The following is a 21,983-nucleotide window of genomic DNA, read 5'->3' as shown; positions in this document are numbered from 1 at the left end:
CCGGGCGGCACGGAATCCAGTCGTCGGTGACTCCGTGGGAAATGGCGTACCAGGGGTCCTGGAGAATCCCTCGTTCGAGTGGTCGGGTTGACGGGGCGTCACCCGCGTGGGTGACGGAGCATCCGTGTGCGATCTGACTCGTCCTACGATGCGGCGGTGACCTCAAACCCCACCGAAACGCACCTTGTTCGAGCCGGTGATCCCGTCCCGCTCGTCGGCGACCCCACGGAGGCGACCGGTCGCAGGCGGGTGTTGTGGGGGCTGTTGGCGTCGGCGGCCGGGGCGGCGCTCGCACCGGTCCTGGTGGCTTCGAGGCCGGCCGGGCCCAAGGAGGCGCGGTTCGACGAGACGTATCGCGGACGGAGCATCGTCGGCATCAGAGACGACGACGGGCAGTCGGGGGAAGACGCCTCCGGCACGTGGCACGTCACCGTCGACGGGCGGCCACTGCACATGATGCGTCGCGTGGACGGCACCTGGATGACCATGGTCGACCACTACCAGTCGTATCCGACACCGCTTGCCGCGGCGCGCGCGGCCGTGGACGAACTCGGCCCCACCACGCGGCTGGTCCCGTCGCGCGCGAGCGGCGGCCGCGACGACGACGGCGGCACGCCGGGCGACGGCCGGGAAACCGAAGGGGGGCACCGCCATGGTGTACACGCGTAAAAGCGTCAGCACGCTCACCCCGTCCGAGCGGCGCCGGTTCGTCGACGCCGTACTCGAGGTCAAACGCCGCGGTGAGTACGACGAGTTCGTGCGCATGCACATCCAGTACTACCTCCCGGACGGCGAGAGCGGCCTGCGGACGGCCCACATGGCGCCCTCCTTCCTGCCCTGGCACCGCAGGTTCGTCCTGGAGATGGAGCGGGCGCTGCGCCGCGTGGACGAGTCGGTGACCGTGCCGTACTGGGACTGGACGCGCCACCGCACCACCACGGCCGTACCGTGGACCGACGACCTGCTCGGCGGCACCGGGCGGGCTTCCGACCGGCAGGTCATGACCGGTCCCTTCGCCTACAGCCACGGCCGGTGGACCGTCAAGGAGGGGTTCACCGACGCCGAGTACCTCATGCGCGACCTGGGCCGCGCCCGGGACCCGATCGCCCTGCCGACGGCCGGGGACCTCGAGAAGGCCCTCGCCGATCCGGTGTACGACGCCTCCCCCTGGAACTCCACGACCACCAAGGGGTTCCGCAACAGGCTGGAGGGGTGGGGGCGGGGGCCCGGCACGGTGTCGTGGCTCAACCACAACCGGGTCCACCGATGGGTCGGCGGCCACATGGTGGGCGGCGCCTCCGTCAACGACCCCGCCTTCTGGATGCACCACGCCTTCGTCGACCTCGTGTGGTCCCGCTGGCAGCGGCGGTACCCGGACGCGCGCTACCTCCCCGCGAAGCCGCTCGCCCGGGGGGACGCCCAGCACGGCCGGGTCATCGCACGGGACGAGAAGATGCCGCCCTGGGACGCGACCCCGGCGGAGCTGGAGGACCACCGCCAGATCTATCGGTACGAGTAGCCCCGCCGCAAAGGGGCGCTCACTCCGGCTGCCGGTGCGCCACGACGAAGTCGGTGAGTGTCGCGATGGACTGCAGGCTGTCCAGGCTCAGGTCCAGGGCGGCCACGTCGACGCCGTACCGCTTGTCGATCGCGCCCAGGAGCGTCACGCCGGCCAGCGAGGTGAGGCCGATCTCCGGGCCGAACAGGTCGGTGTCGGCGGGGAGCTGTGCGACCGCGGCGGTGTCCAGGCGGGCGGCCTCGGCGACCATCGAACGGAGCTCCCGTTCCACCGTTGCCCGGTCTTCGGAGGAGGGGAGGGGGGAGTCCGTCACGCTTCGGTGTCCTTTCGGGTGGATTCTCGGGCGGAGAGGTGCAGCCAGTCGGGGGGCTTCGGCAGGTCGCCGTGGAGGGGCCGGCCCAGGACCGCCGACGCGGCGCCGGTGTCGCCGGCGTCCTCCGTGCGGCGCAGTCCCGCCTGGCGCAGCAGGATCCGCATCTCCAGGTTGGCGTCGGTCGGGCGCAGGGTCACCCGGAACTCCTCGGCGTCCGCCTCGCGGGCCCGCTCCATCAGCCAGAACAGGAAGGCCGCCGCGGCGCCCCGGCCGGCGACCCGGCAGGAGAGCGCCAGCAGCGGCACCGACCAGGTGCCCGGGGTGCTCCGGTCGACCAGCGCGGCCCCGATGACGCCGTACGCGCCGAACCGGTCGGCCATGCGGGCGGTGTACAGCTCGTGCCCGTCCGCGGCGGCCAGCGCCCGCAGCCGCTCCGGGCTCAGCCCGGAGGAGTTCAGCCGGTGGGTGCGGGCGGCGAGCTCCAGCGCGCGGGGGACCTCGTCCGGTACGGCCGCGCCGACGGTGAGCCGCATGTCGCACCAGCGCAGGAACTCCTCCCGCGTCCCCTGGAAACGCTCACTCTCGGCCCGGCGGGTCTCCTCGGTGCGATAGCGGTTGACCCGCTCGCGCGACTCAGGGGTGACCGCCCGGCCCTCGAACGCCGCCAGCAGCGCGGGCACGTCCTCGGGGGCGAGGGTGCGGACGCCCGGCAGCAGCGCCTCCACCTCGGCGCGCTCGTACGGCGAGTCGTCGACCAGGACCAGCGCCTCCACGGCGATCCCGAGGTCCTTGGCGATCCTGCGCAGCGACTCGCTCTTGTCCTGCCAGTTCACCTGCGGCGCGAGGAAGCGCTCACGCAGCTCCGGTACGGCGGTCAGCCGGTCGAGGACCGCGGGCGCGCTGCGGCTCGCGAGGCTGCTGAGCACACCGCGGGCCGCCAGCGCGTCGATCACGGCGAGCATCTCGGGCCGGGGTGTGGGCAGGTCGTCGGTGGGCGACTCCACCGCGATCTCGTCCCACAGCGTGCCGTCCAGGTCCCAGACGACGCACTTGACCCGGTCGGGATCGAAGCCGGTCACGCCGGTCACGCCGGTCGCCCCGGTCATCGGGAGTCCTCCTCCGGAAGGCGCAGCTTCATCGTCAGGGTGGCGGGGTCGAAGCCGAACTTGCGGTAGACCGTGCGCATCGGGACGTTGCCGACGTGGACGCGTCCGACGACTTCCGTGATGCCGTTCGCCAGGCAGAACTCCAGGCCCGCGGTGAGGAGCAGCTCGGCGATGTCGCCGCGGTTGTCGAGGGGCGCGACCGCGAGGGAGCGGAAGTTGGCGTAGCGGTCGCCGGTCATCTGGTTCTGGTTGATGCTCACCCAGCACCAGCCGGCCGCCTCCTCGCCCGGGCGCTGGGCGACGATCATGCCCTCCTTCGACTTCTCCATGGCACGGCCCACCCGGGACGCGTGCCGGGCGGGGTCGTCGACGGCGTCCTCACCGAAGGAGATACGGGCGATCTCGGCCTCGAACTCGCCGATGGCCGGGAGGTCGCGCTCGTCGGCCTGCCGGGTGACGTAGGGATCCGCCCGCTTTTCCAGAGCCGCGCGGTCGTCGGGGGTCGGGGGGCGCCAGCCGGGTCGCTGGGCGGACGGGGAGGTGGGCGCGGGGGCCGGTGCCGGTGCCGGTGCGGACACGGGTGCCGGCACGAGGGCCGGTGCCGGTGTGGTGGGGGCGGCCGGGGCCTGCGGTTCCTCCGCGACCAGGCGGCCCGGGCGGAAGGGGCCCTCGCCGCACCGGGGGCAGCCGTCGGCGCGCAGGGCGGCGACCGAGGCCCAGCGGGCGCCGGGGCCGACGCGGACCTGGGCGCCGCAGGCCACGCACGCGTACTCGCGCTGCCGGGTGCGCTTGTCGCCGGTGTAGAGGGGGCCGCCGTACTCGCCCTGCACGGAGGCGGTCGAGCTGGTGGTGAGGAGGTGCTGGAAGAAGCCGACCCCGCCGAGGATGCCGCTGCCCTCGTACTCGTTGAAGTTGCGGATGTAGCCGTTGGTGACCAGGCCGAGGGCCATGATCTCGCGCTGGACCTCCAGCATCTCGTCGGGGCTCTTGCCGCCGAAGGAGAAGAAGACGCTGTGCGCGGGGCCGGGACGCAGGCCCTCCACGGCGCGCGACAGGAACAGGCGGGCGCCCTCCGCGGTGTAGGGCGGGTCCGTCATCGCCACGTCGAAGCCGCCGCGCAACTCGGCCGGCAGCGGCCGGCGCAGGTCGTGCTCGACCGTCTCGACGCGGGTGCCGAGACCGGCCGACACCTTCCTGATGTAGGCGAGGATCTCGGGGGAGATGTCCACGACGGTCACCCGCTCGACGATCGGGGCGCCGAGGACGTCGCCCACGACGGCGACGGCCAGGGAGACGAGGTCGTCGTCGCCGACCAGCAGCAGGGAGCCGCCCGGCAGCGCGCCCGACGCGAGCAGCGCGAGGACCCGGCGCACCTTGGTCTCGGGCGTGCAGTGGGACTGGTCGATCGCCATGTCCGCGGCGGGACCGGACTCCATGACGGCGCGCAGCCGCCGCACGGCCTCGTCCAGCACGGAGGGGATGACCAGCTCGCGGCCGTCGCAGGTGGTGCAGGTGGCGTCGAGGGTGAGGTCCATGCCCAGCTGGGCCACGACGTCCAGACCGGCCGGGGTCAGCCGGGAGGGGCGCTCCTTGGTGAGCAGGTCCCGGCGGCGCAGCTCGTTGCCCACGGCGGCCACGATCGGGACGGGCAGGCCGGTGGCGCGGCTGATGTCCTTCGTGGAGGCGGGAGCCAGGCGGCGCAGGGCACGAAGGACGGACCGCACGCCGGGCGGGCCCTCCTGGAGCCGGACGGCGTCCGCGACTTCCGTGAGCACGTGATCGGCTGTGGTACTCCGACGGTGTCGAGGCGCGTTTTTCACAATGCTGCTCCGGGCGGGCGGTATGGAATCCAGGAGTATCGAGTATACGGGCTGGCGGGGTGCCGACTCGACTCGGTGCGCGAGGGGGGAATTCGGAAGGGGACACGGGGGGAGGGGAGGAGTTTTTGAGGGGAATTCCTCCGGAGTTTTTCTGTGGCTGTTCCCGTGATATCCGGTGAATTCCTTCCGGAATGCCCAGGTGGAATGTCCGGAGCGAGGGGAAGGGGCGGGGGTGGCTCCCTTGACGCCGTGCGCGCGGGAGCCCCGTAGCTCCCCGGATGCTACGCTGGGCAGCACCGAGCGCCGGTTATCGGCCTCGAAACCTTCCGCTTCGGCCGCGCGGACCAGCGCAGATCTATTGAAAGGAGACGGGGGCAGCGGTTCACGACCCCCGGTTCCCCATGACCAACTCCGCCAGCCTCGCCACCGAGGGTATAAACGTCGACGATCTGTGCTCCTACGCCGTCGACGTGTGGGTGAGCGACCACAGCATCCTGACCGACGAAAAGCGCCTCCTCCAGGTGCTGCGTATGGCTGCCGAAAAGGGAAATGCCCAGGTTCTCGGTGAAGCCTCGCATGTTTTCCCGAATGGTGCCGTCACTGCCATTCTGCTGCTTTCCGCGTCCCATCTCAGCATTCACACCTGGCCGGAATTCAGCCTGGCCAACGTCGATCTGCTGGCGTACGGCCGGCTGAACGGCGAGCGGATGATGCAGAGCGTGGAGCTCGGCCTGTCGCCGACGAAAATCAACGTGACGCGCATGCTGCGCGCCGTGCACTGATCCGCCGAGTCACCGTCACAACCACCCCGACAGCGACGCGACGAACGCGTCGAAATGGTCGCGGTGGATGGCGTGCGGCGCCGCGGGCACCGTACGCACCTCGAAACCGCGTCGCACCAGTTCCGCCCTCATCTCCGCGCTGACGAGCAGGCTCGGGTCCGAGACCTGGACCAGGGAACGCACCAGAGCCTTCTTCGGGGTGTGGTCGACGAGCCGGTAGGAGGACAGGGCGAGGGCGGTGTTCTCGTCCCAGGAGTCGAGAGCCTGGCGTTCGGCGGCGATGCGTACGGATTCCCGGTCGCCGAACGGTGCGTCGTCCGTCGGTTGGCCGGAGCTGGTCGCCGGTGGGGCGCCCGCCGGGCGGACTCGCGCCGGCGGGCGGGAGAAGCTGGTCAGCAGGCGGGGAGAGCGCTTGAAGAGCGTGAAGAAGGCCGGGTCCAGGGTGCCCAGGGAACCGGCCAGCCGCCAGGCGGGCTCCGAGTAGACCGCACGGTCCGGCGCCAGCTCCTCCACCGCCAGGGCCAGGGCCAGCGCGCCCAGCGAATGCCCCAGCGCCAGTTCGGGGCGGCGCGGGAGCGTGTCCAGCAGGTCCTCGGCGAACAACTCGGGCGCGTACGCCCCGCGGGCGCTGGCTCCGTGGCCGCGCAGGTCCACGGCGAGGACGCGGTAGCCCCGGCCCGTCAGGACCGGGACCAGTTCGTGCCAGGTGCGATGGTCGGCCATGATGCCGTGGACGAGGACGGCGAGACGCTCACCCGTCCCCCACTCCCGTGTGTGCAGGCGCATCCGGCTTCTTCCCCCTGTTGTCGTCTGAATCGTGCGTCGAGCGGTCGTCGTCCGAGTGGTCATCGTCCGAGCGGTCGTCGTCCGAGTGGTCGCGTGAGTGGTCGTTCGGGTGTGGCGTCGTTCGGGCGAGGTCGTGCGGGGCGGGCAGGAGTGTAGGGCGTGGGCCGATCGTCGAATCAGGGTGAGGCATGTGACAGGGCGACACGCGGTTCCGGTGTGGTGGGCGCGTCGGGCCGACGGGCATGCGGGGCTCCTGGGGCTGCTCGATCCCGTGGAGCGTGCCCGGTACGAGGCGACCGCCGACTACGCCAACAGGGGGCGATTTCTGGTCGGTTGCGCACTCAGCCGCCTGGCCCTGGGCGAACTCCTCGGCCTGCCCCCCGCCGACGTCCCCCTGCGCCGCGTGTGCCCTCGCTGCGGCGGCCCGCACGGCAAGGCGCGACTGGCGGTGTCGCAGGCGTCCGAGCACGCCGACGTCGACTTCTCCGTGACCCACAGCGGGGAGGTGATCGGGGTCGCCGTCTGCCGTGGCGCGGCGGTCGGCCTCGACGTCGAGGAGAACGCCGTGCGCCTCGACCTCGACACGGTGGCGCCGAGCGCCCTCAGCGGCGCCGAACTGACGGCCCTGTACGCCCGCCCGGCCGCCGAGCGGCGCTCCGCCTTCCTGCGCACCTGGACACGCAAGGAGGCCGTACTGAAGGCGCTCGGTGTGGGCCTGCGCGTGCCGCTCCGGGGACTGGAAGTGTCCGCTCCGGATGCGCCGCCGGCCGTGCTCGCCTGGCCGGACCAGCTCGCCGAGCGGCCCGAACTGGCCATGGCGGACATGATCGTTGGCACGGTGCATCCGGCATCGGCCGTGGTCGTGGGGGTGAGCGGAATGCGGCTCGAGCAGCGCGACGCGTCGACCGCGCTGGCCGCGTACGGCCCGGGGAGATGACGACGACCGGGTGAAGGGATCTGGGCGCCCCCGGCAGGACTCGAACCTGCGGCCAAGCGCTTAGAAGGTGCGCAGGCATTAGCGCTGCGCTTACCTGCATCTTTGCAGGTTCCGGATGACCAAACTTACGGGGGGCGCTTGGCCAATCTCGCGGCTCATCTTGTCCGCATTTCGCTGGTCCCAGCATGGCACCGCCCCCGGCCCACCGTAGTGGGCCGGGGGCGGCTCTGGGACCGGGCTCCGTCATCCGGGCGGAGCGGCGCACCTCGCAGAGAAGCGCCTGCCAGGTCCCGCTCGCGGTGGGGGGTGGCTTCGGGATCATGGCCACACAGCTATCCACATATGCCAACGGGAAGATCACCTAGGGGACACGGGCGATCGTGTGCACGTCATGTGAGCCTTCTGTGTGGAGGCGGCCGCCCCCGACGGGGGGCGAGGGCGGCCGCGAGGACCCGCTACCGGGGCGGTCGGCGACGCGCCCGGGAGCGGGTGGACTCGGTGAGAACGACAGGCGGTTCCGGCGTCCGCTGTCGCGATGCCGGGCGACAGCGGGCCCGATGCAGCAGCACCGTGGCAGCGGCGCCCGATCCGACGTCGGGGGTGAACTGTTCGTAGGGCTGGCCCGCGCGGATCGGCTGGCCGCATCGGTCGCACATCATCCGCGCACCGCCCTGTGCGCCTGGCTCCAGGCGCGGAGCAGTAACAGGGAGTCCGGGCACTCCTCCTTGGCCCTGCACGGCGCGCAGCCGAGGCAGTGGTCCATGAGGCGGCGGTAAGCCTCGTCGGCCCGGGACTGGGCCAGCTGTACGCCGGCGCTTATGCGGCTCATGCCTGGTTCACCTCGGTCTCGATGAGTTTCCTGGTCGCCCCCAGCTGGGCCCACAGCCCGCGCTCGTCGGTGGTGAGCCCGGTGGTGTGAGCCAGGCCGCTGATGAGGGCCCAGCCGGGGCCGTGGCTGCTGATGACTGGGAGCGGGTCGGAACCCTGCGCGGTGATGCGGATGCGGGCGCCGGCCGTCGAAAGCGTCATCTCGACCGCCGCGGCGCCCGAAGCGAGCACGGCCACGAACAGCTCGCTGGCGATCAGGGGGGCGTCGGGGTGCGTCACGCGGCCTGCTGTCCACAGGCGGACGTGGCGCGCCTCGATGGGCTCGGCCTTGAAGGGCTTGCGCCACGTATGTCCCGACTCGGGCATGACTGTCCCCTTGCAGGCAGGGTTATCTGAGTACAGGTAGTCGTTATCTGTACTCAGATTGTCCCCGGGATTGGCGTTGGTCAAGTGGAACGGGAAGTATGTGTACTCAGATTGACCTGATCACTCGGAATGGGGTGCAGCGGTGGCACAGCCTGAGTACGTGCGGATCGCCGCCGACCTGCGGCGCCGCATTTCCACCGGGGAGTTCGGGCCAGGTGATCAGATCCCGACGCTGCCCGCGCTGTGCCGTGAGTACGGGGACGTCTCGCAGACCACCATCCGCAACGCGCTACGGCTGCTCTCGAACGAGGGTCTGATCGAGACGCGGGCCCGCGCTGGAACGCGCGTCCGCCCGCGGCCGCCGATCCACCGCATGGCTGCTGACCGCTATCGCTCCACCCCTGGCGCCAGGAGCACGCCGTTCACCAGGGACCAGGGGATCGGCTGGTCGGAGTACAGGCTGGACAAGCGATTCGAGCGGGTATCAGCCGACGCCGAGCTGGCCGCTCTGTTCGAGTGCGAGCCTGGTGAGCGGCTGCTGGCCCGCCACTTCGTGTTCTACGACAACGACCAGCCGACCCAGATGAGCACCAGCTACGTCCGGTGGTCTGACGTCGCAGGAACACCAGTCGCCGATCCGATCAACGAGCCCTGGCCGGGCGGCACCAAGGCCCAGCTGGCCAGCGTTGGCATCCGTGTCACCCGGATCACGGAGTCCTTCACCGCAGGTATGCCGACCGAGATGGAAGCTGCAACCCTCCGCGTGGGCGCCGGTGTCCCAGTCCTGCGCTACACGCGTCGGCACATCGCCGACACCGGGCGCATCGTCGAGGTTGCCCACCCGATCGTCCGCAGGGGCGACACGACGGTGGTGGACTTCGTCATCGACCTCGACGACTGACCCCGGACACGACGAAACGCCCCCTCCCGCCCGAAGGCGAGAGGGGGCACACGCGTTCACGGGTACTGCCGGCGCTGCGGATCGAGAGCCATAGCCAGCGGGGATGACGGTTGGCTGTCGCTGTCAGACGGCGCGCCGGTCCTGCGGCACACCAGGGCATCGGCGTCCCAGGCCGGGGCCTGCAAGGTGTACCCCTCAGGGCAGTCCGGGCCGGGCGGTCCTTGCTCACCGCGGGGACCCTGCTCGCCCTGCTCACCTTGCGGCCCGGTCTCTCCAGCCGGGCCCGCCGGGCCTTGTGGTCCTGCTGGCCCTTGAGCGCCGTCCGCCCCGGGTGTGCCTGGCGCGCCGTCTGTCCCGTCCTGCCCAGGGGATCCCGACGGGCCGGGCTCACCTGGCGTCCCAGGCTCGCCTGTCTCTCCCTGGGGGCCACGGGGCCCCGGGATGGGTACGGGTACGCGGGTGCGGTCGTCCAGGTCCTCGACGGCCTGACTCGGATCCGGCACCCGCGGTGTCTCACCGGCCGCCTTCACCTGCTGGCGCAGTATGCGGACATCGGAGGCGAGGGTGCTGACTGCCTCGCCCCTGCGGTCGGCCTCGTCGGCCAGCTGGCTGTACCAGGACCAGCCGATGACCACCGCGCCGGACAACGCGAGGAGCCAGCATGTGACGGCGATCCAGCGCCAGCGCCCGGCCAGGGCCCGTTCGGCACGGGTCACTGCGGATCGCCTCCCAACTCGACGACTTTGACGCGGAGGCGCGCGAGCTCCACCTGGTCCGCCAGGCGCTGCTCGAGCAGCTCGGCGATCCGGCTGTCCCGGTCGGCGAGCTGCGTGCGGAGCCCGTCGCGCTCCTCCTGAATCTGGTCCATCTCGGCGTTCCAGCGGGTGGTCGCGTTCTCGCCCCGCTTGCCGAGGTACGCCACCACCGAGCCGGACAGCACCCCTACCAGCGCCAGGACTGCGCCGAGGGTGGTGGCGTCCAAGGTGGCTCCCTACAGGTTGCGCGCGGTGCTCTTGGGCCGGTTGGGCACGGCGTAGGTGATGCCCCACGCGCCGAGGACGGCGAGCGCGATCGTCACGCCCTCGCCCGTGGTGATGACGTTGTCCTGCACGGCGGTCACCGCGGCCGTGGCCCCGGCAGCGACGCCGGACACGATGCTCTTGGCGATGCTGCTGACTCTCATGGGTCTTCCTTTCGGTGGGAGGATCAGGGGGTTGGTCAGTCGACGGCCCAGTACGGGCCGGTCGCGGTGCGGTGCAGCAGCGTCGTCTCAGACTCGTCCGCGGTCGTCACGCGGATCTGGAACCGCAAGTGCTTGCCCGCGGGGACCTTCCCGGACAGGGCGAACTGGTGCCCGCCGCCTCCCTGATGCGTGACGACCTGGTAGGCCGAGGGCGAGCCACCCGAGGTGTCGGTCAGGTAGAAGCGCCCTTCGACGGTCGCGTTGTCCGGGGTGTCGTCGGCGAGCGTGACGTGCACGAGGGTGGCGTGCAGACGCGGTCCGGAGTGGAGGACAGCGTCCGCCACCGCGAGCCCGACCCACTCACCGGAGGGCAGCTGTACGTCGCGCGCGTTGTACTCGTCCAACATCATCGGGGGCACGTCGGTCTCCTCGGTGGGCGCGGGAGCGGTCGGGGTCGGGGTGGTCGTCGGACCGGTGCCGCCCCTGGCGTGTTCGATGACGCGGGCGAAGTCCATCGACCCGGGGTCGCCGTGGTCGTTCTCGGGAACGTGCTGGTGTCCGCACCAGCCCTTGAAGGCCTGCCACTCGGCAAAGCTCATGCGGGCGGGGGAGGCGCCGTAGGAGGCCGGGGTGATGCCGGGCCGACGCGTGTCCCTGCCGTAGGCGATCCAGTCCTTGACGCAGGTGAGCGGGACGCCGTGGTAGTCGTACAGCCAGCGCACCAGCCAGGCGACCTCGGCGAGAGCCCAGTCGGGAGCGGTCGGCCAGTGCAGGTAGTCGACGCCCGCCCGCTTGCCGTCCCAGGTCTTGGCCTTGGAGTCGTCGCACGTGCCGACGAGCTCGATCTGGAAGGCGTTCGCCGTGTTCGTGGAGACGCCGCCGAGCTTGTTGGCGAGGGCGCGCGCGGACTCGTCGACGTCGTAGTGCTGGTACCAGTTGATCCGCTTGGCCTTGATGTCGGGCACGCCGGTCACGGTGGGGGCGATGGCGCCGCCGTTGTACGACGGCAGGGTGCGGCCCTCGGTGGTGTGGACGACGCCGCAGTTGACCTCCATGTCGGAGCCGGAGTAGCCGCCGTCTCCGTAGAAGTAGCGCTGCGAGGCGCCCGGGATTTTCTGCGGGCCTGCCTTGGCCATGAGCCCTCCTCAGGGCATGAGAAACGCCCCGGCCATTGGCTCGGGGCGAGTGGTCGGGGTCGGTGGGCGGGTCAGGGCAGGACGGTGTACTTCGCTCGGTAGTCGGCGTCGGTGAACGCCCCTGCGAACAGGAACAGGCCGACGCCGGCGGTGCGTCGGATTACCCAGCTCCCCAGAGGGATCCGGGGGTCCTGCATGCCGTCGACGAGCTGGAGGAGCTGGCCGTCGTCGCTGTCCAGCGTGGTGTTGCTGAGGAAGGTGCTGGCGATGTAGTCGCCGTTGGTGCCGTCGTACTGGACGGCCTCAAGCCGCTCGATCACGGATTGCATAGGGTGCCTCCTAAGCCAGTCGCCAGAGAATGAAGTACGAGTCGGCCTCGACCACGGTGGCCGTGGCATTACTGACGTTCTGCGCCCAGTCGAACGAGAACGTCCCCGCCGTGCTGCTGGTGATGAGACGCCCTTGGACGTTGATCGTCTGACCCGCCGTCGTGCTGATGTTGCCGATCGACTTGGTAGCGCCGATGGGGGTACGGATCGCGTCGGAGGAGTCTGTGGCGAGCGTCGCGCCCGTCGACATCGTGCGAGCGCCCCACGAGCCGGACGAGCCGGACGGGCCGGTGAACGCGCACTTGAAATCCCCGGTCTGGTCACCGGAGTACCGGATGTACGCGGCGAAGCCGTACTCGGCGTTGGCCGCGACCTGCGCCTGGAGCTCGGGGTCCGCTGTCGCCGTGGTGGTCGACGCGCGGGGCGTTGACACCGACTTGCGCGCCTGGATCGGCAGCATCGACATCAGCAGGTCCGCGTCGAGCAGGTCGCCCGCGAAGATCTGGGGGTACTGGGACACGCGGGCTACCTCCTACAGGGGGACGATGCACGGGGTGGCCACGTGGACGTCCGTGCCCGCCGTCTGTGCCTTGACGATGCCGTTGACGGAGCGGGTGACCGTGGCGGTCTGCGGGTTGACGACCTGGTAGTTGTCGTAACGCACCTGCACGGTGGCCGCGTTGGTGTTGCTGGCGGTACGGATCGACCGAGTGCCGATCGAGTTGGCAGCCGTGATCGCCGTGTCGGTGGCGGTGATGTTCCAGACGTCGACCTCGGGCTGGGCGGCCGGCCAGACCTTGCCCCGCAGCGTGCTGCCCTGGCCCTGGAACCGGACCCGGATGAACGTCCCGGCGACGTGCGTGACGCCGGGCAGCGTGTACGAGCCGAGCAGGGTCTGGACGTCCGCGACGATCTTGCGGAGTTCGGCGATGACCGTGTTGGACGTCGTGAACGCCAGCCGCAGCAGGTACATGTTCCCCGAGTCCAGCATCCGTGCGGTGACGGCCCCGTACAGGTGGTCACCGGTGGCCAGCGCGGAGGTGGTGATGTCGCAGTAGATGTCAAAGTCCGGATGCACGGCGGTGACCGAGGTCCGCCGGGAGACGTCGACGGTGGACAGGGTCGCGACGCCGTAGCCGGAGCCGACGGAGTAGTCCGACGCCGAGCCACCAGATGTGGTCCAGGCCGGGCCGGTGTCCGGGCTGGACCACCCAGACGATGCCGTGCGGGCAAAGGTGTCGTTCAGCCAGGACGTGATCGCCGTGGCGGTGACCACCTCCCCTCCCAGGCGCAGGTCGAGCGGAAACGCGGCCGGGCGGATCGCCGTGGTCACCCACCGCTGTTCTGCTGTGGTGAGCAGGTGCAGGGCGGTGGCCGTCGAGGTGGCGGCCGCAGCGACCTCGCTGCCCGCAGTGTCGACCCGCCCACGGACGCTGTCACCGACCACACCGACGGTCCACGGCCCCGCCGGCGTGCACGTGAAGAACACGTCCCACGCGTACTGATCGAACGACTCGGTGTAGCCCTGCACGATGAGGTCGATGTCGCCGGGCGGCAGCCACGGCGGCGGGTTGGTGATGCGGATGAGGTCGCCCTGGTCGACCTTCAGCACGTCGTCGATCAGGTGCGGGGCGGCGGCGAGGTTGACGTGGACAACCGGGTAGCGGGGTGCGTCCCAGGTGCCAAGGTGCAGCCGCCACCCGGCGATCGGCTCGGTCTGTTCGTCGCTGGCGAGCGACAGCTGGACGGTGGTGTCGTAGCGGCCGATGCCGTCGGGCGGGGCCTGAACGGACAGCGGGCCGTCCTCGAGGACCACGCGGCCGGAGGAGCCGTCGATGCGCTGCACGGTGACGTCGTTGACGACCTCGGCGTCGTCGACGACGGGCTCCAGGGGCGGGGCGACCTCGCCCTCGGCGGTGTAGTCCAGGACGAGCTTCGGGTCCTGGTTGTAGAGGGTGGCGCGGCCGCGGTAGCGCAGGGCGGGGCGGGCCCGGTGCTCCATCAGGATCCCGCCGTCGGAGTCGGCGCACTGCTGGAGCAGGTCGAGCAGGGTGAGCATGCGCTGGGCGCCCATCTCCTCCTGGTCGGCGATGACGCCGCGTACCGATAGCGGCAGCGTCTCCTCCTGGGCCAGGCGGGACATGCGGCGGCCGGCCGCCTCGGGGGTCCATGCGCTGATGGCGTTGTCGTAGGCAGCCGTCGTCGTCGTCGCGAACACGCCGACGTGGCCCAGGGCCAGGCCGTCGAGTTCGGAGGCGTAGCCGCCGGAGGGCGAGCCCACGGCGGTGACGCGGCCGATGGTCCCGGAGAAGCTGCCGCTGACCTCGCCTGCGTCGCCGTTGATGTCCGCCCAGGTGATGGCCCAGGTGACGGTGCCACCGGACTGCGAGACGCGGAAGCTGGACTTGACCCAGGTGTTGAAGATGTCGTTGCTGGTGCCGATGGTCGAGTCCACGACCGTCGCGCCGTCGACGTCGAGGCCGAGCACCTTCGACTGGCTGTCCTTGGACTGGATGCGCCACTCGTTCACGGTGCCGTTGGTGTTGATCCGCATGAGGGTGCGCAGCGTCGTCGGGACGGAGTCGAGCCGGTAGATCCACGCGACCTGCCAGCCGGTGGCGCTGGCTGGGGCGGCGGGCACGGCGCCCTGCATGACCACCGGGGAGCCGCTGCCGGCCGCCCACACGGGCAGCGGGCCGGAGCTGATGAGCGTGTCGTTGGCTGCCCAGTTCACCCGGGTCAGGGTCATCGGCGTGACGCCCGGGATGGGCGACGCCGCGCGGGTGGCCTGGGAGCCCTCCTCCATCGGCCAGTAGGCGAGCGGGCTGTAGCCGGGGATGCGGCGCCGCAGAGGGGATTGCAGGGCGGCGGAGCCTTGCCCGTAGCGGCGCAGGATCCCGGCGGCCTCGACGGGCACCCAGCGGTCGTTGCCGGAGACGTCCCAGCGCGGCGGCCAGGCGGAGATCTCGCCGACGAACCGGTCGTCGCGCTTGCGGACGTCGGCGGTGCCGTTGACCGTCCACACCCGGCCCGCGCTGTCGGTGAAGCCGGTAGCTCCGTCGGCCAGGGGCCGGAAGTCGGCGTTGGCGACGATCGTGCCGTCGATGCCGGAGCGGACCTGGAAGCGGGTGCCGATGCCGGTGAACGGCTGCCGCGGCGGGGTCGTGGTGGAGTCGGTGGGGCCGATGTAGAGCGGGCTGTTGGTGGCCTGGATGCTGGTCGTACCAGCGCCGGTGAGGTCGCTGGAGAACTGGTGCCACGGGCCGTCCAGGGTGTCGGCCTGGTAGAACCGGACGGTGAAGCCGCCGGCGCCGTTGTCGACGTCCAGCGTCACCCGCAGGGCGCCACCGCCGTAGTTCTCCACGGCGATGAACGCCTGCAACGAGGTCTGCGAGACGTCGAGCCAGTTGAAGTAGATCAGCCCGTTGTAGTACCGCAGCATCCAGGCCCGGTCCGCCGCGGTCGTCCCCCACTTGCCGAGCAGCGTCTGGTTGAGGGACTCATCGGTCATGTCGGCGTCGAACTCCACGCGGACGTCGAGGTCGCCGGTGATGTCCAGCGCAGCCGCGTCCGGGGTGGACACGGTGCCAGTCGCGTCGCCGTCCAGCTCCAGGTGCGACTCGGCGGCGGGCAGGTGCACCCGGACCTGCGTGTTGCGGCCGATCTTCCCGAACAGGTCGGACAGCGGGTTGCCGTCGCTGTACCGGCCGGAGACGCCCGGGGCGACCTTGCTGGCGCCGTTGTTGAACGTCAGCTTCGTCTTGGTGGGGTCGGTGCGGGCGCCCTCGTCGGGGCGCCCGCGCACGATCGTCATCAGGTCCCGGGTGAGCACATCCAAGGTGACGTTCTGCCACAGACCGTCGATCTTCAGGTCCGCCTGGATGTCGAGCGGGGTCTGAGGGAACGCCACCGCTACTCCCTTCGCCCGAAGGCTGTCTGTGCGCTGCCGCGCCCGTCGACGCGGACGATCTTCCGGAACAGGCGCTTGAGGTCCTCGTCGGCGCCGCGCACGTCGACGATGACGCGGGTGACACCGGCGCCTGCGGCCGCGCCGAGGACGGGTGCCATGCCGGCCGTGAGCGGCGTGGCCTGGACGGGCTGGGGTTCGACGCCGGGCAGGTCGCCCAGCTGGGCGCGCAGGGCCGGGACCCGGTCGGCAATGCCCTGCCCGAAGTCGTCGATGAGGGCCCGCCCGGAGTACGTCGTGTAGCCACTGCCGGAGAACGGGCCCACCTTGGCGGGACTGAACGGGAAGAAATCGCGGGCCGCGCTGACGATGTCGCTGGCCGCGTTCTTCACCGAACTGATCCGGGACTTGATGCCGTTGATGAACCCGTTGATCAGCGCGCTGCCCGAGTTCCACAGCAGGCTGCCGAGGTTGCCCAGGGCGCCCTTGATCCGGCCGGGCAGACCACGCACCCAGTTCAGCATCTCGGTGGCCTTGGTCACCGTGCCGGTCTTGATGGCTGACCAGTGCTTGATGATCAGGCCGGGGAGCGACCAGTTGAGGAACAGGTTGTAGATCCGCCCCGGAACGCCCTTGATCCAGTTCACGGTCGCGTTCCACCAAGACGCCGCGGTGCTCTTGATGGTCCCCCAGTGCTTGATCAGCAAACCGATCAGCGTGAAGTTGAGGAACGCGTTGATCATCATGTCCTTGGCCCAGATCAGCTTGCCGACCACCCAGTTCCAGGCGGCCAACGTCCACGCCTTGATCTGGTCCCAGTACACGACGATCAGCGCCACGAGCCCGGCGACGGCCAGGATGATCCAGCCGATCGGGCCCATGGCGATCAGCCACTGGGCGGCCATGACCGCAGCCCAAGCGATCGCCCGCGCGGCCATCAGCGTGAACTGCACGGCCGCCGTGACGCCGGCGCGGACGACGGCAAGGATCCACGTTCCGATCGACACCAGCGCGGAGCCGGTCCAGGCGGCCGCGGTCCTGATCGCCGAGGCCATCGCGGCCGCGCCAAGGCGGAGGTAGACGCCCAGGCCCACGGCGTTCATGCGCAGCCAGCCGCCGATGACGGTCCAGGTGGACGCGGTCATCACGGTGTGGGCGGCGGTGACCACTGTGGAGATCGCCGAGTACGTCATCATCGCGCCGCGCACCAGCAGCACCGTGGCGGCCAGGCCGGCCAGGGTGTAGGCGAGCGGCTCGAACACGGCCTGGTTGTCCATGGCGAACTTCAGGAACCCGCCGCTCACCTCGGTCAGCTGCATCAGTGCCTTGCGCTTGAACGTCTCGATGGCGCTGGCGGCGCTTCCGCCCGCGGTCTTGACGAGTTTGTCCGTGGATCCGGCCGCCTGGTCCATGCCCGACGAGGCTGCGGCGGCCGCAGGGTTGAGCGCGAAGAGTGCGTCGCCCATGACGGTGCCCGGGTCGCCGAACAGGGCGGTCGCGGCGTTCAGCCGGACGGTCTCGTCCTTGGTGCCGCGCAGCGCGTCCAGCGTGAGCTGGAGCGCCTCTTGCCCGCTCTTGCCGCCCTGTTGCAGCTTGGCCTTGACCATGTCCGCGTCGACGCCGATGGACTTGAACGCGTCCTGCACGCCCGTGGACTGGGCCAGGGCGAGCTCGCCGAACTGGCCGATAGCGTCGGCGACCTGGTCGGAGTCGCGGGCGCCGGCGTCGATCGCCTGGTCGATGAGGCCGACGGCCGTGGCGCCGTCGAGGCCGACGCGCTTGAACTGGACGGAGTACTCGTTGATCGTGTCGAGGAAGTCCCCGCCCTTGTCCGCCGAGGTCTGGAAGCCCCGGGTCAGGATGTCGAACGCCTCGTTCGCGTCCTTGGCCAGGCCCGTGCGCATGAGCTGCCCGACCGCCGCAGTGGTCGGCCCGACCTCCTGGCCGAACGTGTCAGCCAACGCCAGCGCCTTGGTGGTGACCCCTTCCAGGCCGCCCTCGACCTGGGAGACGTCGCCGATGTTGGTGTAGACGCCCTTGATGGCATCGTTCACCGTGGCGACGCTGTCACCCCAGGCGTTGGAGTAGACAGCTGCCGAGACCTTCGACAGCTCGGCGGCCTCCTGCGGGCCGACGCCCAGCTGGGCCTGGAGCTTGGCGTTGGCCGCAGACACATCCATGGCATTGGCCAGGCCGACGCCGAGGGCGGCCGCGGCACCGGCACCGATACCGGTGGCCACGTTGTTGAACCGCTCCTGCGCCGAGGACAGCCCCTGCTCGGTGTTGTCCCTCGCCACCAAGTTGAACACCAGCGACGTATCGCTCACGGGCACCCCCTGGGTCAGGGGCGCCCGTCAGCGGCCCCGCTTCATCTGTTCCAGCGCCTTGTTCTGGGCTTCCTCGTAGGCGTCCAGCCAGGCGAGGACGGCGTCTTCCTGCTCCACCGTCATCAGGTCCCACTCCCACGGGCGGATGCCGCAGAGGCGGGCCGCGTCCCCGTAACGCGCTACTCGGCGACGGGCGGCAGCGCTTTTCCCTCTTCCTCGGGGTCCTCGTAGGCCGCCTCGATCTCCGCGTCGAAGCGGGCCAGGATCGCAGCGCGCTGCTCGGCAGGGGCGCCCTCCTCGGCGGCCTCGCGCATCTGGCGGAGCTCGCCCTTGGAGTACTCCAGGCTGAGTTCGTCCCAGGCGAAGTCAACGTCGTCAAACTTGATACCGCCGGGGTGGTCCCGCTTGAGGAACGTGTACAGCAGGGCGCGCCGGCAGATGGACGAGCCCTTCACGACGTCCTGGGTGAACTCGGACCAGTTGCGGCCGGTGAGCCGCTCGATGCTCTCCCGCTCGGCCGACATGATCTTGCGCGGGTTGTACTTCCACCGCGTCGGCTCGTCCTGCCCCTCGGGGCTGTAGACCAGGAACACGCGCTTCTCCTATCCGGCCCGCTCGGCGATCCGCCGGGCCATCGCTTCCATTGCCTGCTCTACGGCGGCCTTGTACTGGCCCTCACGGCCCTCGAATGAGCGGTCGAACCAGTCGACCTTGCCCTGCTGCTGCACCCACACCTCGCGGTTCCCGTAGACCGGGTGGCGCCACCCGCCCGCCCTGTTCAGGCGCTTCGGCGCGTTCGGGAAGTTACGCACGTTGCGCGTCTTGAAGGCCTTCACCCTGGCCCCGCTCCAGCGGCCGCCCAGCTTCACCTCGGGCCTGATCTTCTTCGCGACCGAGGCACGCAGCGCCGGGGCGGTGGGCAGGCCCGATGAGCCCATGGCCATGATGCTGCTCTTGGCCTCGGCGGCTCCGGGCTTGAGCGCGTTCCGCATGTTCGCGGCGAGCTCCTTGCGCAGCTGCTTGCCGTCCGCCTCCGCACGGATCGCGCGGGTGAGCGCGGCGAGGCCCTCGTGGGTCTCGACGCCCAGTGAAAACGGTGGGCCGCCGCTGGCCATCAGCGGCGGCCCTTGCGCCAGCGGGCGATGCGCCGCCACCGCGGGTGGCGGCGCGGCGGCAGCGGCGGCCGAGCTCGCACCATCTGCCGAACCATCTGCTTGAAGGCCTCGTCGGCGCCGCGCACGTCGACCCGCACGACGATCCTGTCCGGCGTGGCGGCCATCAGGCGGTCGCCCTCGTCACGGCGCCCGACGTCGGGAAGCTGACACCCACGGTGGCCTCGTCACCGACGGACCCTTCGATGGGGTTCCAGCCCTTGATCAGGATGCTGCCGGTGTACTTCGGGTTGGAGGTGCCGACCGCGGCCTGGTCGGCGCGCACCTCGAAGCTGACGACCGTGCCGAGCAGCGGCCACATGATGGAGTCCAGCTGCGAGGCGGCGAAGTCCTGCAGGAACTCGACGGAGAGCTCGCCGGACTTCAGGCCGCCGAGGACTTCCTTCCAGCCGAGCGACCCGTAGGTCGTGACGTCCTTGTCCTCGACCTCGACGGACAGCTCCGCCTTCTTCGTGTAGCTGCTCAGCGCGGTCCCGTTGATGGACAGGTACTGCGCGGTCAAGACCATCTTGGCCATGGGTGGGGCCCCCTTCCAGGGCATGACGACGGCCCCGGAAACGGGCCGGGCAGGTGGGTGGTGCTAGGTGGTCAGCGGATGCCGAGAGAGGCGACGAACAGGAAGCTGGGCGTCGTGCCGGAGATGGTCCAGGCGACCCGCCACCACGTGTCCGTGATCGCGGTCCCGTCAGTGCGCAGGGCCTGCCCGCCGGCGGCCGTCGCCGCGGTGAACGTCAGCCTGGTCGTCGGGGCGGCGAAGGTGTTGTCGACGGACGACTCGACGCGGGCGGTGATGCTCGGCGTCGTGCCCGACGCGGAGAGGACGTGCAGCGCGGCATACATCCGCTTGCCCGCGGTGACCGCCCCGAGGTTCAGGCCGGTCCCGGTGCCGGACGCGGTGCGGGCGGTGCCGGGCGGGTGGGCGAACTGCCCGCGCACCAGCGGCCACGACGACTTCGCGTCACCGGACCAGGGGGCAACCTCGCCTACCGCGTCGAACAGCGTGTATGAGGAGCGCAGCGCGGACACGACGTAGGCCAGGTCCCCGACGGAGGCGCTGTTGTTGGCGCTGATCGACCAGGGGATGACCGTGCCGAGGTGCGTCCACGACGCGTCGTCGACCTTGGTCGGGTCGCCCGCCTCCCACTGCCCCTCGGCGGAGATCTCCGCCGAGCCGAGGCCGCCGATGACTTCCTTGTAGCCCTGGCTGGCGTAGTTGGTGGTTTCCTTCTCCTCGATCTCCGAGGAGAGCTCCACCTTGTTGGAGGCGCCGGTGAGGTCGACTCCTCCGGCGAACGTGCGGACGTTGGTCAGGATCGTCTTGGCCACGTCACCCCTCGCTCTCCGGACCGGCCTTGCGGCGGCGGCCGCGCGGCTCCTCGGTGATTTCCTCGGCGACGCCGGAGGCGACCAGGTGCGCGGCCTCGGTGGTCGGCAGCTCGGCCGTCTCCCCCTTGCCGGGCCAAGGCTCGCCGTTACGGGTGGCGCCCTCGGGCATGGCGACCAGCATGCGGATCCTCACGCGGACCCCTCTCCGATGACTTTGATCATCAGTTCTGCGCCGACGTAGGTGGAGCCGGCGTGCTCGTACCAGCGGTAGCCCTGCACACGCATCACATGCAGGTCGTGAGCCAGGCCGCCCAGCGCGTAATCGCCGGGCGCCCCGCGCGCCGCCTCGATCGCTTCTTTCAGGGAGGCCGGGCCCGCGCCGGACAGCATCCCGTCGAGGATCCGTTGGGCCGATCGGTCATCAGCCCTGCCGACCAGGACGCGGCTGGTGAAGGTCAGTTCGTCCAGGCCACGGTTCATGACCCGGTCGAAGACCTGCTCATACTCGGCGACGAAGAAGTGGGGCGCGGTCACGGCGTCCGGGACGTAGCCGGTGCACGTCAGCTTGGCGATGCCGTCGGGCAGGACGACCTCGCGGGCCGCATCAGCGATCGCCTCGCGAATGGCGGAGATCTGCACGCTGTCTCCTATCCGAATCCGGGGAGGATGTACGGCTCGATCAGCGCCCACACGTCCGGGTCCCGGCGGGACAGGTTGCGCACGCCCCACTCGGCCGAGCCGATGATCCCCTCCGGGCTGTCCTTGCGTTTGAACAGGCGGCTGGCCTGGATCAGCGCGGCCTCGTGGATGTCGTCGGGGACGGCTGGCCATCCGAAGCGGGCCGTGACCCGCAGGCGGCCCGTGGATGTGCCCCACGTGCCCAGGACGCGCAGCAGCCCGGTGATCGGTTTACCGTCTGCCAGCGCGTTGTCGGGGTGCGTCTCGTAGCCCGACACGGCCGTCCAGGATGTCCCGGATCCGGTCTCGACGACCAGGCCGTCAGCGCTGCCGATGTCGTCGACGAGGAACAGGTCGCCGTCGGCCTCGCGCACGATGCGCCCGCGCGAGTTGAACACCCGCTGCACCGGCGCCGCGTCGAGCCAGAAGCGGCGGCCGGTGGTCTTGTCGATGCTGCGGGACGCGGACGCCCGGGCCCGGTTCAACAGCGAGTCCCGGCTGGTGTCCCCGGCTTCGATGTCGAACTGGGCCTTCAGCTCTTCCAGGGTGACGTATTCGTTGGCCACC

Annotated in this window: 26 protein-coding genes and 1 tRNA gene; 5 read left to right on the top strand and 22 right to left on the bottom strand. The window is 70.6% G+C overall.

What is annotated here, in order from left to right; all coding sequences use genetic code 11:
* Positions 1-156: 156 nt before the first annotated feature.
* Both ACPT94_RS01325 and ACPT94_RS01320 read left to right on the top strand, forming a co-directional pair.
* Positions 157-669: a tyrosinase family oxidase copper chaperone gene (locus ACPT94_RS01325; RefSeq protein ID WP_425244870.1), complete on the top strand. Its 513-nt coding sequence runs from the start codon at positions 157-159 to the stop codon at positions 667-669.
* Positions 653-1,519, top strand: coding sequence for a tyrosinase family protein (locus tag ACPT94_RS01320; protein WP_360336698.1), 867 nt, complete (start codon positions 653-655; stop codon positions 1,517-1,519). Before ACPT94_RS01325 ends, ACPT94_RS01320 begins: the two co-directional genes overlap by 17 nt.
* A gap of 19 nt (positions 1,520-1,538) precedes the next feature.
* Here the strand turns inward: ACPT94_RS01320 and ACPT94_RS01315 are convergent, their stop codons facing one another.
* The 3 genes from ACPT94_RS01315 to ACPT94_RS01305 are packed head-to-tail and all read right to left on the bottom strand — an operon-like array spanning position 1,539 to position 4,713.
* Complete coding sequence (locus ACPT94_RS01315; RefSeq protein ID WP_360336696.1) at positions 1,539-1,832, bottom strand: acyl carrier protein; 294 nt, start codon at positions 1,830-1,832, stop codon at positions 1,539-1,541.
* Positions 1,829-2,938 carry an HAD-IIIC family phosphatase gene (locus ACPT94_RS01310; RefSeq protein WP_360336694.1) on the bottom strand — a complete coding sequence of 370 codons (1,110 nt, stop codon included), beginning with the start codon at positions 2,936-2,938 and terminating at the stop codon, positions 1,829-1,831. The genes ACPT94_RS01315 and ACPT94_RS01310 overlap by 4 nt, the downstream gene beginning before the upstream one ends.
* Positions 2,935-4,713, bottom strand: a complete 1,779-nt coding sequence (locus ACPT94_RS01305; protein ID WP_425244869.1) for a GNAT family N-acetyltransferase — start codon at positions 4,711-4,713, stop codon at positions 2,935-2,937. Before ACPT94_RS01305 ends, ACPT94_RS01310 begins: the two co-directional genes overlap by 4 nt.
* A 446-nt stretch (positions 4,714-5,159) precedes the next feature.
* Here ACPT94_RS01305 and ACPT94_RS01300 point away from each other — a divergent pair, with 446 nt between their 5' ends.
* Positions 5,160-5,540 (top strand): S-adenosylmethionine decarboxylase family protein, encoded by a 381-nt coding sequence (locus ACPT94_RS01300; protein ID WP_425244868.1) that lies wholly within the window; start codon positions 5,160-5,162, stop codon positions 5,538-5,540.
* 15 nt (positions 5,541-5,555) lie between these two features.
* Here the strand turns inward: ACPT94_RS01300 and ACPT94_RS01295 are convergent, their stop codons facing one another.
* Positions 5,556-6,326: an alpha/beta fold hydrolase gene (locus ACPT94_RS01295; RefSeq protein WP_425244867.1), complete on the bottom strand. Its 771-nt coding sequence runs from the start codon at positions 6,324-6,326 to the stop codon at positions 5,556-5,558.
* 190 nt (positions 6,327-6,516) lie between these two features.
* Between ACPT94_RS01295 and ACPT94_RS01290 the strand changes: the two genes are divergently transcribed.
* Complete coding sequence (locus ACPT94_RS01290; protein ID WP_425244866.1) at positions 6,517-7,263, top strand: 4'-phosphopantetheinyl transferase family protein; 747 nt, start codon at positions 6,517-6,519, stop codon at positions 7,261-7,263.
* 25 nt (positions 7,264-7,288) lie between these two features.
* Here ACPT94_RS01290 and ACPT94_RS01285 read toward each other — a convergent pair.
* The 3 genes from ACPT94_RS01285 to ACPT94_RS01275 all read right to left on the bottom strand — a co-directional run bounded on the left by ACPT94_RS01285 (position 7,289) and on the right by ACPT94_RS01275 (position 8,457).
* Positions 7,289-7,399, bottom strand: a tRNA-OTHER gene (locus ACPT94_RS01285).
* Between the two features lie 519 nt (positions 7,400-7,918).
* A complete protein-coding gene (locus ACPT94_RS01280; RefSeq protein WP_425244865.1) occupies positions 7,919-8,092 on the bottom strand; it encodes a hypothetical protein in 174 nt (57 codons plus the stop codon).
* Complete coding sequence (locus ACPT94_RS01275; RefSeq protein WP_425244864.1) at positions 8,089-8,457, bottom strand: hypothetical protein; 369 nt, start codon at positions 8,455-8,457, stop codon at positions 8,089-8,091. Before ACPT94_RS01275 ends, ACPT94_RS01280 begins: the two co-directional genes overlap by 4 nt.
* Before the next feature lie 160 nt (positions 8,458-8,617).
* Between ACPT94_RS01275 and ACPT94_RS01270 the strand changes: the two genes are divergently transcribed.
* Complete coding sequence (locus ACPT94_RS01270; RefSeq protein ID WP_425244863.1) at positions 8,618-9,358, top strand: GntR family transcriptional regulator; 741 nt, start codon at positions 8,618-8,620, stop codon at positions 9,356-9,358.
* Positions 9,359-10,070: 712 nt separating this feature from the next.
* Here the strand turns inward: ACPT94_RS01270 and ACPT94_RS01265 are convergent.
* The 15 genes from ACPT94_RS01265 to ACPT94_RS01195 form a co-directional block, all read right to left on the bottom strand.
* Positions 10,071-10,340: a hypothetical protein gene (locus tag ACPT94_RS01265; RefSeq protein WP_425244862.1), complete on the bottom strand. Its 270-nt coding sequence runs from the start codon at positions 10,338-10,340 to the stop codon at positions 10,071-10,073.
* Positions 10,341-10,349: 9 nt separating this feature from the next.
* Entirely contained in the window at positions 10,350-10,541 is a 192-nt protein-coding gene (locus ACPT94_RS01260; protein ID WP_425244861.1) for a hypothetical protein, read from the bottom strand.
* A gap of 35 nt (positions 10,542-10,576) precedes the next feature.
* The gene (locus tag ACPT94_RS01255) at positions 10,577-11,677 is read right to left on the bottom strand and encodes a hypothetical protein (RefSeq protein ID WP_425244860.1); all 1,101 of its coding nucleotides are present in this window, start codon (positions 11,675-11,677) and stop codon (positions 10,577-10,579) included.
* Positions 11,678-11,748: 71 nt separating this feature from the next.
* Positions 11,749-12,006, bottom strand: a complete 258-nt coding sequence (locus ACPT94_RS01250) for a hypothetical protein (protein WP_425244859.1) — start codon at positions 12,004-12,006, stop codon at positions 11,749-11,751.
* Between the two features lie 10 nt (positions 12,007-12,016).
* On the bottom strand, positions 12,017-12,526 hold the full coding sequence (locus ACPT94_RS01245) for a hypothetical protein (RefSeq protein ID WP_425244858.1): 510 nt from the start codon (positions 12,524-12,526) through the stop codon (positions 12,017-12,019).
* A gap of 12 nt (positions 12,527-12,538) precedes the next feature.
* Entirely contained in the window at positions 12,539-15,916 is a 3,378-nt protein-coding gene (locus ACPT94_RS01240; protein WP_425244857.1) for a hypothetical protein, read from the bottom strand.
* 2 nt (positions 15,917-15,918) lie between these two features.
* Complete coding sequence (locus ACPT94_RS01235; protein WP_425244856.1) at positions 15,919-18,240, bottom strand: phage tail tape measure protein; 2,322 nt, start codon at positions 18,238-18,240, stop codon at positions 15,919-15,921.
* Positions 18,241-18,419: 179 nt separating this feature from the next.
* On the bottom strand, positions 18,420-18,833 hold the full coding sequence (locus tag ACPT94_RS01230) for a hypothetical protein (protein ID WP_425244855.1): 414 nt from the start codon (positions 18,831-18,833) through the stop codon (positions 18,420-18,422).
* Positions 18,834-18,842: 9 nt separating this feature from the next.
* Positions 18,843-19,355, bottom strand: a complete 513-nt coding sequence (locus tag ACPT94_RS01225; RefSeq protein WP_425244854.1) for a hypothetical protein — start codon at positions 19,353-19,355, stop codon at positions 18,843-18,845.
* Positions 19,355-19,519 carry a hypothetical protein gene (locus tag ACPT94_RS01220; protein WP_425244853.1) on the bottom strand — a complete coding sequence of 55 codons (165 nt, stop codon included), beginning with the start codon at positions 19,517-19,519 and terminating at the stop codon, positions 19,355-19,357. Before ACPT94_RS01220 ends, ACPT94_RS01225 begins: the two co-directional genes overlap by 1 nt.
* Complete coding sequence (locus tag ACPT94_RS01215) at positions 19,519-19,929, bottom strand: phage tail tube protein (protein ID WP_425244852.1); 411 nt, start codon at positions 19,927-19,929, stop codon at positions 19,519-19,521. The genes ACPT94_RS01220 and ACPT94_RS01215 overlap by 1 nt, the downstream gene beginning before the upstream one ends.
* A 71-nt stretch (positions 19,930-20,000) precedes the next feature.
* Positions 20,001-20,738 (bottom strand): hypothetical protein, encoded by a 738-nt coding sequence (locus ACPT94_RS01210; protein WP_425244851.1) that lies wholly within the window; start codon positions 20,736-20,738, stop codon positions 20,001-20,003.
* A gap of 1 nt (position 20,739) precedes the next feature.
* Positions 20,740-20,931 (bottom strand): hypothetical protein, encoded by a 192-nt coding sequence (locus ACPT94_RS01205; protein ID WP_425244850.1) that lies wholly within the window; start codon positions 20,929-20,931, stop codon positions 20,740-20,742.
* Entirely contained in the window at positions 20,928-21,377 is a 450-nt protein-coding gene (locus tag ACPT94_RS01200; RefSeq protein ID WP_425244849.1) for a hypothetical protein, read from the bottom strand. Before ACPT94_RS01200 ends, ACPT94_RS01205 begins: the two co-directional genes overlap by 4 nt.
* Before the next feature lie 8 nt (positions 21,378-21,385).
* A complete protein-coding gene (locus tag ACPT94_RS01195) occupies positions 21,386-21,982 on the bottom strand; it encodes a phage gp6-like head-tail connector protein (protein ID WP_425244848.1) in 597 nt (198 codons plus the stop codon).
* Between the last annotated feature and the right edge of the window lies 1 nt (position 21,983).

Origin of the sequence: Streptomyces aurantiaciflavus (assembly GCF_049808595.1) — a bacterium.
Classification (GTDB): Bacteria; Actinomycetota; Actinomycetes; order Streptomycetales; family Streptomycetaceae; genus Streptomyces.
The sequence above is the reverse complement of the archived record's forward strand: the minus strand, read 5'-3'. Positions and strand labels throughout refer to the sequence as shown.

Excerpts from the sequence above, each read along its gene's own strand:
- ACPT94_RS01320 (WP_360336698.1), top strand. The coding sequence starts at position 653 with ATGGTGTACACGCGTAAAAGCGTCAGCACGCTCACCCCGTCCGAGCGG.
- ACPT94_RS01310 (WP_360336694.1), bottom strand. The coding sequence starts at position 2,938 with ATGACCGGGGCGACCGGCGTGACCGGCGTGACCGGCTTCGATCCCGAC.
- ACPT94_RS01300 (WP_425244868.1), top strand. The coding sequence starts at position 5,160 with ATGACCAACTCCGCCAGCCTCGCCACCGAGGGTATAAACGTCGACGAT.
- ACPT94_RS01295 (WP_425244867.1), bottom strand. The coding sequence starts at position 6,326 with ATGCGCCTGCACACACGGGAGTGGGGGACGGGTGAGCGTCTCGCCGTC.
- ACPT94_RS01280 (WP_425244865.1), bottom strand. The coding sequence starts at position 8,092 with ATGAGCCGCATAAGCGCCGGCGTACAGCTGGCCCAGTCCCGGGCCGAC.
- ACPT94_RS01275 (WP_425244864.1), bottom strand. The coding sequence starts at position 8,457 with ATGCCCGAGTCGGGACATACGTGGCGCAAGCCCTTCAAGGCCGAGCCC.
- ACPT94_RS01260 (WP_425244861.1), bottom strand. The coding sequence starts at position 10,541 with ATGAGAGTCAGCAGCATCGCCAAGAGCATCGTGTCCGGCGTCGCTGCC.
- ACPT94_RS01255 (WP_425244860.1), bottom strand. The coding sequence starts at position 11,677 with ATGGCCAAGGCAGGCCCGCAGAAAATCCCGGGCGCCTCGCAGCGCTAC.
- ACPT94_RS01250 (WP_425244859.1), bottom strand. The coding sequence starts at position 12,006 with ATGCAATCCGTGATCGAGCGGCTTGAGGCCGTCCAGTACGACGGCACC.
- ACPT94_RS01225 (WP_425244854.1), bottom strand. The coding sequence starts at position 19,355 with ATGGCCAGCGGCGGCCCACCGTTTTCACTGGGCGTCGAGACCCACGAG.
- ACPT94_RS01220 (WP_425244853.1), bottom strand. The coding sequence starts at position 19,519 with ATGGCCGCCACGCCGGACAGGATCGTCGTGCGGGTCGACGTGCGCGGC.
- ACPT94_RS01215 (WP_425244852.1), bottom strand. The coding sequence starts at position 19,929 with ATGGCCAAGATGGTCTTGACCGCGCAGTACCTGTCCATCAACGGGACC.